The following is a 13,034-nucleotide window of genomic DNA, read 5'->3' on the forward strand; positions in this document are numbered from 1 at the left end:
AAAAGTGGGAGGCTGATTGAACGAGAGCGAAGGTCTAAACGGATAGTTGCAGAATTATTCATGAGTTGATTCGCAACGCAAAGGGATAACAGCTTGCATCATGTACAGATTTCTTTTTTCTTCGGGCGATTGACTTCCTGAAATGTTCACTGATTTTCCGATCAGAATCGTTAACTTCAGGAAGGTGCTTTTATTGAAATTTCCACTTATCAAGGAGGAAAAGTGAACAGGATAAAATCAGGCATCGCCCGGCTGAGCATGGTGTCAATGTTGGTCGGATTAACTATGGTTATTATGTCTTCGGCTCTTTCGTTTGCCGCGAAGATTGGTGATAGTTACAGTGGGGGTATTGTCTTTTTTGTTGATAGTACCGGGCAGCATGGTTTGATTGCTGCCAGGGAGGATATAGATCTCTCCTATATCGATGCATATGGTGCAGGGGAGGTTGTTGGGGCATATCGCTGGAGTACCGGCCAATATAGAGATGCGGTTCGTCCTGATTATGCAGAGAAGATGCTATCGAATACAAGCCCGGCCATTGGTGAAGGAGCAGAAAATACGAGAAAGATTTTGGCAAAATATCCTGTAGCACTTTTTCCGCAAAGCGCTTCAGCCGTTGCGTCAATGTATCGCGGTGGTGGTTACAGCGACTGGTTTTTACCGAGCAAGGAGGAGCTGAACCAGCTTTATCTCAACAGAGGAGCTGTTGAGGGTCTTGTACCTAATTTCTACTGGAGTTCAACGGAGGATAGTGCAGACCATGCATGGTTTCAGTGTTTCTCCAATGGCAAGCAGTTTGCCACCAATAAAACCCATGTCAATCTTGTTCGGCCTGTCCGGGCTTTTTGATCTCACTTATGAGAGGGAGAAGATCTCCTCTTCGAGTAGTTGCTGGTTGTAAAGTTCTGCATAGAGGGTTTTCTGTTGCAGGAGCTCTTCATGGGTTCCGCTTTCGACAATGGAGCCCTCTTTCAGTACGATGATGCGGTCACAGTTTTTTACGGTTGAAATTCTGTGGCTGATCAGCAGGATGGTGGTCTCGGGAAGTTTTTGCAGAAGAGCCTCAAAGATACGGGCTTCGGTTCCGGTGTCGACGGCTGAGAGTGCGTCGTCAAGTATCAGAAGAGGGGGTTTCCATGCAATGGCTCGTGCAATACAGGCTCTCTGTTTCTGTCCGCCCGAGAGGTTGATTCCTTTTTCACCAAGCATGGTCTCAAAGCCATCAGGGAACTCTTCAACATCACCATAGAGCATCGCTATTTTGCTTGCTTCAATTACCATATCAGCATCTTCGTTACGACTTCCCCAGTTGATATTGCGGGCAATGGTATCGGAAAAGAGAAAGTTGACCTGGGGGACAAAGCCAATGAGTTCCCTCAGGGTTTTCAATGGCAGGCTTCGGATGTCGTGACCGTCAAAGAGTATTGTCCCTTGTACAGTTTCGTAGAGCCTCGGTATGAGGTTGACCAGTGTTGTTTTGCCCGAACCTGTTGCGCCGACGATTGCAACTTTTGATCCTGCAGCAATGTCGAACGTTATTTTTTTCAGGATGGGATTTTTCTCCTGACCGGGATAATGAAACTGTACATCCCGAAATGAGAGTTTCCCCTTGAAAGACTCCTCTTTTTGGCCCTTATTTTCTGTTTCGGCGACATCGGGTTTGGCGTTGAAAATTGCATTCAGCCGAATCTGGGCCGATGCCGCTCTCTGCACAATACTGGTGACCCAACCGATTGAGATGATGGGCCAGCTCAGCATGGATACATAGACAATAAATTGTGCAATCCCGCCGACGGTCATGCTTCCATTAATGACGTTTATACCACCGACCCAGATAACGGGAAGCAGCGAAAGGGCTGTCATGGAGGTCAGAAAAGCAAAAAAGAGTGCCTGCAGTTTTCCCAAAGAGAGGTTTTTGCGATAGTACTCTTTGTTCAGGCATTCAAAGCGGTTGATTTCGAATGATTCTCGGGTATAGCTTTTTACAACCCTGATGCCAGAGAGGTTTTCCTGTACCAGATTGGTAATTCCGGCATAGCTCTCCTGGATGCTTTTTGAGCGTTTCTGCATGGAACTGCCTATTTTATAGACAGAATAGCTGAGAAGAGGAGCGGGTAGCAGCGCGAAGAGAGTCAGTTCTGGAGAGATTGCGATCATGGCAATCAGTGCAAACAAGAGTCTGAAGAAGGTGTTGAGGGAGTACATGATGCCGGGTCCAAGGAACTCTCTTATGGCATTCAGGTCGTTTGTTCCTCTTGAAATGAGATCACCGGTACTGGTGGTATTATAAAAACTGCGGGGAAGCTTCTGCAGATGCTGGTAGTAGTCGTTTTTCAGGTCATATTCAATATGCCGTGATGCAACAATGATATTCTGGCGTACAAGAAAGAGAAAAAAACCGCTTAAGAGGGAGAGGAGAAAATAGAGGCCCGTATCGCGAAGAACATCCGAAAGCGCAAAATGCCGATTCATGGTATCGATTGCAAGACCGATGTACTTTGGCGCGATGACAGCGAAGAGGTTGGTCAGAATGATGAAGAGAAAGCCAGACCAGAGATTTTTTTTATACCTTAACAGATAAGGTTTCAGACCAAGAAGATTTTTCATCCGTCATAAATTTTTGAAGTGACGGTAGTAATGTATAATAAGAATAGGGAAAACAAAATTTCACCCTTATTTCTGCGCTCTTATGGCATTTGATGCAATCAAAAATTATTACTCTATCGGTGAGGTCGCCAAAATTGCCGGTGTTCCTGCCTATCTGCTCCGTTATTGGGAAGGTTTTTTTAATGAGCTGACTCCGGCGCGGGATACACGGGGGAACAGGCGTTATACCAACCGTGATATTGCTATGGTTCTCAATATCAAGGAGCTGGTCTACGAAAAAGGTTATCGCCTCGGAAAAGCGAGTGAAATAGTCAAGGGCGTTCTGCGCAATAGTGAAACTGACCATAAAACGACTGAAATTCTGAAGCTGCAGAAACAGATCGGTCAGGAGAAGAATCGTCATGGAGTGGTTGACGAACGCCGCATGGTGCTGCTGAAAGAGATAAAAGAGGAGATTGAGGATATTCTTCATTTACTCGGCTAAAACAAAAAAACCGGCTTTTGACCGGTTTTTTTGTTTTCCCTGATTTCGTGCTTATTGAGCGTAGAGCACTTCAAACTGTCCGGTACCGCCCTTGCAAACATGCTCGACCCAGCGGCCATAAGCGCCACCGCTCCAGCGATATTCTTCAAGGTTCTGGGAACGGAACTGAGGTGCTGCATAACGGACTTTGTATCCCTTTGGCAGTACAACTTTCAACTGGGCATCGACGGTAAAGTCGTTGAATTTTCCTACCATTCCGTGGTGTACCAGCGGGATGAGCGGGTGGTTCAGGATTCTGCGAAGACCACCGCCGGCATCGACCGATACGCCGGGGAAATCACCATCAACCTTAACCTCAATACCCTGAGAGTCAGAACGGAAGCCAGCTTCAACTGATGCAGGCCGATTCAGTTTGTCAGCAGGGAAGAGTTCTGCCCAGCGAGCAATAGAATCGACAATACCGGAACCGCCATGAGAGAAACGCCATCTTGTAACACCAACAGGTCCTTTTTCTCCGCTCTGGGTGCCGATGCTGTTGACCTCGATTTTTGAAATTCTCTGACCACCTTCATTCAGGGCGGTAAAAGCAGGTCCGATAAACCAGAACTCGCGAATCCAGTCGTTGAAGGTGCCAGTTGACTGAAGCGCCCGAAGGGTGCCTTCCCAAGTGTCGATAACATCGGGATTGTCAAGCGGAACTTTCATGATAATGTCATGGAACTGACGCCCCTGCATGTAGATCGGGTTCGGGACATTTCTTTTGACTGCGTCGGAGCGATAGTAGAAGAGATTGACAACAGAGCCTTCAAAGGAGAACGAGTGAGAGAAGTCGCCTACGGATACAGAGCCTTCACCGACGCAGATTCTTCTTTCCTTGGTTTCATTGGCAATATCAGCCTCTACAACCAACTTGCTTTTTGTGCTGTCTACAATTGACTCAATAACAGCCGAAAACCTGACGAACCCCTTTGCGGGATCGAGAGGTTTTACATTGATCTTGATGTTACAGTCAGCCGGTAACAAGGGAAGTGCCGGCGGTACATTAACCTTCGCCCGACATTTTACCTTGCCCCATGAGCTCGAACCGCCCTCGAGAACGATTTCGTAATCTGAGTGTGCGGTAGTGGTGTCTTTTGTGCCGAAAAGAGCCATAATGAGTTCTCCTTTTTCTAATGGCGTTGAAATTGGATATTTTCAGGAAAAAATTTCATGGAGATTATTCCTGTTAAGTAACAGAGTGGAAGAAATTTAAAGAATAAAAATCAATAAATAAAGTAAAATGTGTTGCTCTTGGTTATCTGGTTGCCAGAAATAGTATTTAGTGCCGATAGTTTTTCCGTTTATCTGAATTTTTTTTGTTTTTTTTCGTCAATTTAGAATCTTTTTATCGTTTTGATGAGTCTATTATCCCGGAACATAACCCGACTGAGTCATTCCCGTTACGCCCCGGCCCTCTTGAGTGGAACTCTTCTTGGTCTCTCTTTTCCCTCTTATCCCGCCATTCATCTTGAAGTGGTAGCCTGGATTGCTCTTGTTCCGCTGCTCATCTCTCTTCGCTCCGTCGAGAACGCCGGGGAGCTTTTTCGACGCGTTTACCTCTCGATGTTTGTTTTCTGTCTGATCAGTCTCTGGTGGGTAAGTCTGGCAACTCTGCCTGGAGGAGTTCTCACCATTTTTGCACAGACTTTTTTTTTGACGGTTCCCCTCCTTGCATTTTATGCGGTTAAAAAAATGGCGGGTTACCGTTTTGCGCTATTTTCGCTTCCTTTTCTCTGGATTGCATGGGAATGGGCTTACATGCAGCAGGATCTCTCACTTGGATGGCTGACCCTCGGAAATTCACAGGCAAATTTGAATCTCATGATTCAGTATGCTGATCTTGTTGGTGTATGGGGGATCAGTTTCTGGCTCATATGGTTCAATGTATTCACGGTGCTTGCCTTGAGTGGCAGCAGACGGGATACCCTTCGTTCTGTTACCATGATGGCTCTGATGGTTGTTGCTCCGCTGATCTATGCTTCAGTGCTGATGTACAGGGAAGGTATTGCTGCGAAAAAAGAGTTGCGACTCAGGGTTACCCTTGTTCAGCCCAATGTAAATCCCCATGACAAGTGGGAGGAGTATAACAGCGTCGAAATTATGGAGCGCTATTATCGTATGACCGGCAGAGCTGTTCGTGAAAGCCGGCCTGAGCTGGTGATCTGGCCGGAAACGGCGATTCCGTTTTCTATTCTTGATCTGCCCTATGCTGCCGATCAGCAATTGTTGCGGTTGGCACTGAGAAAGTGGGATACAGCTCTTTTGACCGGTTTTATCGATGTCGTTCATAAGCCCAATCAACCCTCGGAGTCCTTTAATGCCTCCATGTTGCTTGAACCAGACCCTGATAGTGTGCCTGAAATTTATCGCAAGATGCGCCTTGTTCCATTTGCAGAGCGTGTTCCCTATATCGATTATTTCCCCTGGCTTGGTAATCTGACATTTTCTCTGGCAGGCATCAGAGGGTGGGGGAAAGGGCGTGAGGCTGCCGTTATGGAACTCTCCTCTTCTCGGAATGGTAAGGTCGTTCTTGCCAATATCATCTGTTATGAATCTATTTTCCCCTCTCTTGTTACGGAGTTTGTCCGAAAAGGAGCCAGGCTGCTGACCCTTGTTACCAATGACGGCTGGTATGGAACGTCATATGGCCCCTATCAGCATCTGGCCATTGGCCGGTTGCGCTGTATCGAAAACCGTCGGGCAATGGCGCGATGTGCCAATACCGGACTCACGGTCGTCATCGACAAGTATGGGCGTACCATTGCAGAGGTTCCCTGGTGGCAGGAGGAGATCCTGACGGCTGAAGTTCCGCTCGAAAGTCGCTTGACCTTTTATACCTCTCATCCTGACCTTTTGCCAAAGGTGGCTTCAATACTCTCTCTGCTCATCTTTCTTCGTGCTTTTTTAAAGAGTCGGAAGGGTGAGAGTGTGTTATGATGTATTGGCTGTCAGAGCCCATAAGCCTTGATTTTGCGATAGAGTGTTCGTTCTGTAATGCCGAGTGCCAGAGCTGTTTTTCTCTTGTTTCCATTGCATGATTCAAGTGCTTCGGCAATAGACTTTTTTTCCATCTCATCAAGTGAGCGAAGAACTTTGGGTGGTGCAGGATGGATGTGTTCCTCGACTGCTGGTTTCAAGACAGGGGTAAATTGCGGGAGTGTTGCTGAAACATCAGGCAGAAACAGTGGAGTGAGCGCTCTGGTCTGCACAAGATGCTGAAGAAGTTGGCGGATTTCACTGACCTCCTGTCGAAGCTGCATCATGGTACTGTAAATCACCTGAAGCTCGTTTTTTTCTGATTTAGCCGGATCATGAACCAGGCTTTTGTATCGATTTCGCTGCACCAGATGTCGTTCAAGAATTTCAGAAGTGATATATTTCCCCTTTTCAAGCACAAGCAGGGATTCAATGAGATTTCTGAGCTCTCTGACGTTTCCTGGCCAGGGATAGCGCATCAGCATCTCTGTCGTATCCGGGCTGAATCCTTCAAAGAGGATTTTGTGTTTCTGTTCAAATTCATGAACAAAATTTTCGGCAAGCAGGAGGATATCTCGTCCTCTCTCCCGTAGTGGCGGGATTTGCAGTTCAACACTACGCAGACGGTAAAAAAGATCTTCCCGAAAGTTTTTTTCCGCGACAGCCTGATACATGTTTTTGTTGGTAGCAGCAATGATGCGGGCATCAGAGTAAATACTCTCTGACGATCCGACCCGCTGAAACTCTCCGGTCTCAATAACCCTGAGAAATTTTACCTGGGTTTCAAGTGGCATTTCACCGATTTCATCAAGAAAAATAGTGCCCCTGTCGGCACTTTCAAAGTACCCCTTTCTGCTTTGCACTGCTCCGGTAAACGCCCCCTTTTCATGACCAAAAAGTTCCGATTCAAGAATACCGGAGGGAATTGCGCCGCAATTGACAGGGATGAAGCTTTTATCGGCCCGCAGGCTGTTTGCATGAATAAAGCGTGCCAGAACCTCTTTTCCCGATCCCGTTTCTCCAATTATTAATACCGTGATATCGGTTTGAGCGACTTGGAGAGCAAGTTGCTTGAGCTGGGAGATCAGGAGAGATTGCCCGACAATTGTAGTCTCTCGTTTCATCAGGTTGATTTGTCTTCGGTTCACTGCTGCGTCTTTTTTACTGGAACAATAAAAGCCGGGAAGGGCAGTTTTTTTATCAATGCACCAGCATCTTGTTTTGTGGCATATAACTTTTTCAATCGAACACCATAGAACTGCCCCTGCTCAACGATTTCTACCGGTTCGTAAAGAGAGATCTTTTTGGTCAAATTTTCAGCATTTGCTTTGTTTCCGAAATAACCAAATTGCAGGGTAAAACCGGAACTTCCTGCAAAGGTTGATTCCTGAGTTGGTTTTACTGTGGTTGGTGATGGACGAGGCGATATTTGCTGAATCGGTTTTACTTGCGCAGTTGAGGGGCGAAGTGCTAATTCTTCAGTCGGTTTTACTTTTGCCGGTGATGGACGAAGAGCTAATTCCTGAGCTGGTTTTACTGGCGCAGGTGATGGAAGAGGTGCTGATTCCTGAGCTGGTTTTACTGGCGCAGGTGATGGGCGAGGAGTTATTTCTTCCTTTGTCTTGCTCGAAATTGACGCGAGCTGTTGCTTCGAACTTTCCTGCACACCAGACTCTTGTGGTTTCGCCGAAAGAAGAGGGCGTGAGAGCTTTGGCAGCGGGGCAGTGCTGTTGAGCGCCAGGTTGTAGGCGGCTATTCGTGAGTTACTGATTTGATCAAGTGCAGGGTCTGGATAATCGCTCAACTGTTTCTGGAAGAGCTCAATTGCCTGTGGGCCACTTTCACAAAGAAGAGCTTCAACCACGATTCTTTCAGAGGGCAGGGTTATGTTTTGCTGCGTATTTTCTAACAAATAAACCGTATCTTCATCGACATACTTCCTGATTTCACGTGCGTAGGAACGTTCTTCGGCTGCATACAGGATGGCTGGAAAGAAGAGTGCAACAGAGAGCGCAATGCAGAGTTGTGCGGCACTTTTGCGAATGCGGAGTAACCTCTTTTCAGATAGCATTGGTTTGCAGTTTATCGTTGTACAGCTTTTACTGTTCTATTTTTTCTTTCCTCAATATGCCAAATATATCCATATAATATTAATCGCCTTCTATGCACCCTCTTTTGGTCAAATCCTTTGCAAAAATCAATCTTGGTCTTCTCATCACAGCCAAACGCCAGGATGGATACCATACGCTTGAGACTATCTTTGCACCAATCAACTGGTATGATACCATCGAATTCAGTGACTCCGAAAAGATTTCGATGAGCTGCTCAAATAGTGATCTCCCTGTTGACGATAACAATCTTTGTATAAAGGCAGCCAGATCTCTTCAACAGTTTGCCGCTGTCCGGAAAGGCATAGCCATGAAGCTTCAAAAACAGGTGCCTTTTGGCGCCGGGCTTGGAGGTGGCAGCAGTGATGCTGCAACGGTACTCAGAGTGCTCAATGAACTCTGGAAGGTCAACGCATCCCCTGCCGAATTGCACGCTCTTGCAGTGAAACTTGGTGCCGATGTCCCCTATTTTCTCTCTATGAAAGGTCTTGCCTATGCGACAGGCATCGGTGATGAGCTTGATGATCTCGCTCTTACACTTCCTTACTATATCGTTACTGTTTTTCCCGAAGAGCACATTGCAACGGTTTGGGCATACAAGAATTTCTATTCCCGGTTTGATCGTGAACTTCCTGATTTGAAAAAACTGCTCTCAGAGCTTTGTCTTTCTGGAAAAAAGGAGGGTTTACCAGCCTTTGAAAATGATTTCGAGCCAGCCGTATTTGATCATTTTCCCGCCGTTCGCAAAGTCAAATTAACACTGCTGGAAGCAGGAAGCATCTTTTCCTCCCTTTCCGGTAGTGGTTCAGCAGTTTTTGGGCTTTTCGAGAGGGAGGATGAAGCACTGGCAGCCATGAAGCTTTTACCCGAAGCTTATCGTAAAAACCTTACTCCTCCAGGTTTTTGCATGGCACAATAAATGACGGCAGGAATAAGCAGTTACTTAATACCTGCGACCTCCGGCAGTTGAGAATAATCATTGACAGGATTTCTCCTGTTGCTGCCTGAGGTCGTGGGAATTAATCTGAATGAAGATAAGTCGTAACGGGAGTGCCCGGTTTATTCCTGCACCCGATAGATTTCAATATTCTCGCCATTACTTTCAATTCCCTTAACCCATTGTGGTTTCGGTCCTCTGCCTACCCAGTATTCAGTTTCACTTTTTTTGTACTTGATGGGAGACGGACTTCTGGGTGCAGACTTTACAGCTTTCCCTTTTCTTTCAAGTTCCTCCATTGTGATATTATAGGCAGCCATTTTTGCTTTGATATCCTCAAGAATAGCCTTGCGCTCAATATTGATAATTTCCTGAGCCTGTTTCTGAAGATCAGCTATTTGAGCCTGGATTTCTGTAAGTGTTGACATGATTTTTTACTGATAATTAATGAGACGTTACAAAACGATACAACGACAATGTAAAATATATTTTAATTTCTTCCTATTCTAAAATAATATCAAAGAGTGCATTTTTCTCGTGGTGATAAGTGGAATATAAGTAACGGGTTCAGTTAAAACGAAATATTGGAAGTAGCTCAGGCTGGAAGCTCCGATGTTGTTTTTCTATTCTATATACTCTCTTGAGGTTAAATTCCCCATTGCTTGCTGTGAAAGTTTGCTCAGTTTCATCTAACAAACAGCTACCCCTCCACTTGCGGCGGGATAGCTTTATTAGCATAAAAAGTTATGCTACGAATTCCAGAGGTTGTTTTTCCTTTTGATAAGGGAATTGCCTTGAGATAGTGTTCGTTAAAGATTTTGCCGATTTTTCTTGGGAACTATTGATAGTTTCTGAGGCTTGAAGAGCATATTTCCATAGCAGATCGTATCACTTCCATTGTGAAGATGGATTGTTCTATCAACTCGATTCGTGCTACCCCGGGCTACAAATAATACACCAGGCGCTATTGCAGCTCCGCTTGACATTGGCTTTGATCGTCATAGGGTTCCTGAGATAACAGCATCAACGCCTGATTTATGTGCGATATCTCATTTGGTGCGGGATGAAATAATTTCATCAAGAATTCCGTACAGAGTTAATAAAGTTTCTCTCTGATCGGTATCCTGAAGCTCAACGTTATATGTACCCTGAGCCTCTCTTTTCAGAAATTGAAAATAAATTTGCTGCTGAAATATAGACGCCTCATCATGCTCTGATTTTTTCGCTCTCTCCATGTGACCTCGATTGACTGATGCCTGGATCAGTATGAGCAAACAAAGGCAATAGTTCGACCGTTTTTTTGTGTATGTCTCTGGTCTGTGCATTCGGGTATTATGTGCTTCATTGCTTTTGAGCCCTGTACACCCGTGCTGCATGGAGAAAGTAATTTTCAACTTCTTTTGTTCTTGCTAATACCGTTGTTGCTGTATTTTTTGTGGGATTAAAAAAAATGTTTTCTTGCAATAAATCGAAAGTAAAGGCTCTCTGTTGTGTCAGTATCGCTGATGAACATGCTGGAAAAAGCTCGGTTTTTTTTTAGGGATAAGTTTATAACCGTCGTCCCTGTCCGATGATCTCGCTGAGTTCCGAGCTGATAAGACGAAGATCCTCATCAAGAAAATGGGAGGAGTGGAGACGGGCGCGTTTAACTTCAGAAACATCAATCGCGGCATCCATAATGTGCGGCCTGAAGAGCGGTGCGGCACAGAGGACGGTGCCGTCCGGTCCGGTTACGGAGGAGTTGCCCCAGTAGGTGAAGCTGTCCTCATTGCCCACGCGGTTGACGCATGCAACATAACTGCTGAAGAGAAATGAGTACGTTGAGGCAATGGTCTGCCACTGGGTTACAATCGCCGGATTGCCGCTTCCGGGCGACATGCGCAGGGGGCTCGACATCAGTACAAAGAGCAGCTTTGCTCCCTGATGGGCAAGCAGGTAGGGCACCGAAACATGCCAGAAATCCTCACAGATGGCTACTCCGATCTGGCCAAGCCGTTTTGATGTTATCGTCTTGATCTGCTGACCGGCAGAAAAATAGCGCAGCTCTTCAAACATGCCATAGGTGGGCAGGTAAATTTTGCGGTGCACGCTTTGCCCAACTCCCTCTTCAAACATCAGTGCAGAGTTATAGACGCCGTAGTCGTTGCTCAGCTCAATGCCGCCGCAGATGATGCAGATTTTCCTGCTCAGCTCCCGCAGAGGGTCGAACCTTGCATCCTCAATATGCATGGCAATATCCTGCGCTGCATCCTGAACATTGTATCCTGTGAGTGAGAGTTCGGGGAATGCGATGGCATCTGCTCCGTCACGGATAGCCTCTTCAGTCAGGGCGCAGTGTTGGGCAAGATTGTCGTCAAAATTGGCCAGTGTGCAGTCAATCTGGGCTATGCGCAGTTTTGCGTTCAGCATCCTTTTTGGGGTTTAATGGTAAGGGTAGAAAAGATAGAAGGTAAAAGAGAGTCCGGCAAGGATCCACATGCCGCCGCGCACCTCCCGTATTCTTCCGGTGAAGAGTTTCAGAACAACATAGGCAATAAATCCGGCAGTGATCCCGACGCCGATATTGAAGGTAAAGATCATGAGTGTAATGGTCAGAAAGGCTGGCAGGAGTTCGCTGTAGTCCGTGAAATCCATCTTCGTTACCGATTGCAGCATGAACATACCGACAACAACGAGCGCTGGCCCATAGGCGAAGGGCGGAACAATGGTAAGTACGGGTGAAAAAAAGAGGGCAAGAGCGAAGAGAGCGGCTACAACAAGCGCAGTAAATCCTGTCTTTCCGCCCTGCTCAATCCCAGCGGCTGATTCAATATAGACGCCCGCTGTTGTTGTTCCGAAGAGCGATGCGGCGATGGTCGAAAGCGCATCGACCATCATCGGCTTTTCAATCTCCGGCAGATTATCGTTTTTATCGAGCAGGTTTGCTCTCGACGACAAACCAAAAAGGGTACCCATGGTATCAACAAAATCCATTACCAGCACACTGATGATGACGCTGGCAAATCCCCAGGTCAGCGCCCCCTGCAGGTCAATTTTCATGAAGATCGGCTCAATGGAGGGCGGCATACTGAACGCTGTTGCAGGAAGAGGGAGTAGGCCGGTCAGAAGAAAGGCTGCGGTTGTGACAACCATACCAGCAAGAATGGCACCGGTTACCCGCTGGATAAGAAGAACTGCGGTAAGAAGCAGGCCACCAAGGCTCAGCAAAACCGGGAGCTGTGCAATATTTCCCAGTTGTACCGGCGCTCCGGGGACACCGAGTGTCACTACTCCCATATCGTTGAGGCCGAGAAAAGCGAGGAAGAGACCAATTCCCCCTGAAAAACTGTGCTTGAGCGAAGAGGGAATCGCTTCAGCCAGCCATTGGCGCAGCCCTCCGATGGTGATCAGGGTGAAAAGAATGCCGCTGATAAAGATGGCCGCCATGGCCGTTTGCCATGAGTAGCCGAGCGTCTGCACTACCGTGTAGGCAACAAAGGCATTTTCACCCATATATGGAGCGACGGCAAAAGGGCGTTTGGCATAGAGCCCCATCAGCAGGGTACCAAAGATGGAGGTAAGAATGGTCGCCGTCATCGAGGCCCCTTTCGGGATACCCGCCGCCGCAAGAATGGCCGGATTGACAATAATGATATAGGAGAGGGTGAAGAAGGTCGTGATGCCAGCAAGCGTCTCCTGCCGATAGCTGGTCTGATGCGTGTCGAAATTGAAGTATGAGCGCAGAGTCATGGTCGGGAGATGGTCAGATAACAGAATGCGGATTGTATAGCCGCAAGATACACATAAAGCGTGAAAACGGCGAAGCGTAATCTGGAAAAGGGCTCATCCTGGAGTCAGTTATTTTTGTGAAAAGTAACCGGATTTTTTTTGCCTTTTTTTGCCG

12 protein-coding genes are annotated in these 13,034 nt (G+C 46.7%); 4 read left to right on the forward strand and 8 right to left on the reverse strand.

The window, feature by feature from the left end; genetic code table 11:
- Positions 1 to 222 precede the first annotated feature (222 nt).
- Positions 223 to 849, forward strand: a complete 627-nt coding sequence (locus AC56AD_RS05245; protein WP_012507831.1) for an Lcl C-terminal domain-containing protein — start codon at positions 223 to 225, stop codon at positions 847 to 849.
- Between the two features lie 6 nt (positions 850 to 855).
- Here AC56AD_RS05245 and AC56AD_RS05250 read toward each other — a convergent pair whose 3' ends face one another.
- The gene (locus tag AC56AD_RS05250; RefSeq protein ID WP_012507832.1) at positions 856 to 2,607 is read right to left on the reverse strand and encodes an ABC transporter ATP-binding protein; all 1,752 of its coding nucleotides are present in this window, start codon (positions 2,605 to 2,607) and stop codon (positions 856 to 858) included.
- Positions 2,608 to 2,689: 82 nt separating this feature from the next.
- On the opposite strand from AC56AD_RS05250, the gene AC56AD_RS05255 reads away from it, so the two are divergent.
- A complete protein-coding gene (locus AC56AD_RS05255; RefSeq protein ID WP_012507833.1) occupies positions 2,690 to 3,091 on the forward strand; it encodes a MerR family transcriptional regulator in 402 nt (133 codons plus the stop codon).
- 51 nt (positions 3,092 to 3,142) lie between these two features.
- Here the strand turns inward: AC56AD_RS05255 and AC56AD_RS05260 are convergent, their stop codons facing one another.
- Positions 3,143 to 4,243, reverse strand: coding sequence for a bacteriochlorophyll a protein (locus tag AC56AD_RS05260; protein WP_012507834.1), 1,101 nt, complete (start codon positions 4,241 to 4,243; stop codon positions 3,143 to 3,145).
- Between the two features lie 243 nt (positions 4,244 to 4,486).
- Between AC56AD_RS05260 and lnt the strand changes: the two genes are divergently transcribed.
- Positions 4,487 to 6,067 carry an apolipoprotein N-acyltransferase gene (gene lnt, locus AC56AD_RS05265; protein ID WP_012507835.1) on the forward strand — a complete coding sequence of 527 codons (1,581 nt, stop codon included), beginning with the start codon at positions 4,487 to 4,489 and terminating at the stop codon, positions 6,065 to 6,067.
- An 11-nt stretch (positions 6,068 to 6,078) separates the two neighbouring features.
- Here lnt and AC56AD_RS05270 read toward each other — a convergent pair whose 3' ends face one another.
- Both AC56AD_RS05270 and AC56AD_RS05275 read right to left on the reverse strand, forming a co-directional pair.
- Positions 6,079 to 7,230 carry a sigma-54 interaction domain-containing protein gene (locus AC56AD_RS05270; RefSeq protein ID WP_012507836.1) on the reverse strand — a complete coding sequence of 384 codons (1,152 nt, stop codon included), beginning with the start codon at positions 7,228 to 7,230 and terminating at the stop codon, positions 6,079 to 6,081.
- Positions 7,231 to 7,250: 20 nt separating this feature from the next.
- The gene (locus AC56AD_RS05275; protein WP_190274027.1) at positions 7,251 to 7,970 is read right to left on the reverse strand and encodes an SPOR domain-containing protein; all 720 of its coding nucleotides are present in this window, start codon (positions 7,968 to 7,970) and stop codon (positions 7,251 to 7,253) included.
- Positions 7,971 to 8,269: 299 nt separating this feature from the next.
- On the opposite strand from AC56AD_RS05275, the gene ispE reads away from it, so the two are divergent.
- A complete protein-coding gene (ispE, locus tag AC56AD_RS05280; RefSeq protein WP_012507838.1) occupies positions 8,270 to 9,133 on the forward strand; it encodes a 4-(cytidine 5'-diphospho)-2-C-methyl-D-erythritol kinase in 864 nt (287 codons plus the stop codon).
- 140 nt (positions 9,134 to 9,273) lie between these two features.
- On the opposite strand, the gene AC56AD_RS05285 is transcribed toward ispE, so the two are convergent.
- The 4 genes from AC56AD_RS05285 to AC56AD_RS05300 all read right to left on the reverse strand — a co-directional run bounded on the left by AC56AD_RS05285 (position 9,274) and on the right by AC56AD_RS05300 (position 12,880).
- Positions 9,274 to 9,579, reverse strand: coding sequence for an H-NS histone family protein (locus AC56AD_RS05285; protein ID WP_012507839.1), 306 nt, complete (start codon positions 9,577 to 9,579; stop codon positions 9,274 to 9,276).
- A gap of 621 nt (positions 9,580 to 10,200) precedes the next feature.
- Positions 10,201 to 10,386 carry a hypothetical protein gene (locus AC56AD_RS05290; RefSeq protein WP_150085600.1) on the reverse strand — a complete coding sequence of 62 codons (186 nt, stop codon included), beginning with the start codon at positions 10,384 to 10,386 and terminating at the stop codon, positions 10,201 to 10,203.
- Between the two features lie 313 nt (positions 10,387 to 10,699).
- Complete coding sequence (locus AC56AD_RS05295) at positions 10,700 to 11,560, reverse strand: nitrilase-related carbon-nitrogen hydrolase (RefSeq protein ID WP_012507841.1); 861 nt, start codon at positions 11,558 to 11,560, stop codon at positions 10,700 to 10,702.
- Between the two features lie 12 nt (positions 11,561 to 11,572).
- The gene (locus tag AC56AD_RS05300) at positions 11,573 to 12,880 is read right to left on the reverse strand and encodes an NCS2 family permease (RefSeq protein WP_012507842.1); all 1,308 of its coding nucleotides are present in this window, start codon (positions 12,878 to 12,880) and stop codon (positions 11,573 to 11,575) included.
- Positions 12,881 to 13,034 lie beyond the last annotated feature (154 nt).

This window comes from Pelodictyon clathratiforme (assembly GCF_982375515.1).

Coding starts and splice junctions, on each gene's coding strand:
- AC56AD_RS05255 (WP_012507833.1), top strand. CDS start 2,690: ATGGCATTTGATGCAATCAAAAATTATTACTCTATCGGTGAGGTCGCC.
- ispE (WP_012507838.1), top strand. CDS start 8,270: ATGCACCCTCTTTTGGTCAAATCCTTTGCAAAAATCAATCTTGGTCTT.
- AC56AD_RS05260 (WP_012507834.1), bottom strand. CDS start 4,243: ATGGCTCTTTTCGGCACAAAAGACACCACTACCGCACACTCAGATTAC.
- AC56AD_RS05295 (WP_012507841.1), bottom strand. CDS start 11,560: ATGCTGAACGCAAAACTGCGCATAGCCCAGATTGACTGCACACTGGCC.
- AC56AD_RS05290 (WP_150085600.1), bottom strand. CDS start 10,386: ATGGAGAGAGCGAAAAAATCAGAGCATGATGAGGCGTCTATATTTCAG.
- AC56AD_RS05250 (WP_012507832.1), bottom strand. CDS start 2,607: ATGAAAAATCTTCTTGGTCTGAAACCTTATCTGTTAAGGTATAAAAAA.
- AC56AD_RS05285 (WP_012507839.1), bottom strand. CDS start 9,579: ATGTCAACACTTACAGAAATCCAGGCTCAAATAGCTGATCTTCAGAAA.
- AC56AD_RS05270 (WP_012507836.1), bottom strand. CDS start 7,230: ATGAAACGAGAGACTACAATTGTCGGGCAATCTCTCCTGATCTCCCAG.
- lnt (WP_012507835.1), top strand. CDS start 4,487: ATGAGTCTATTATCCCGGAACATAACCCGACTGAGTCATTCCCGTTAC.
- AC56AD_RS05300 (WP_012507842.1), bottom strand. CDS start 12,880: ATGACTCTGCGCTCATACTTCAATTTCGACACGCATCAGACCAGCTAT.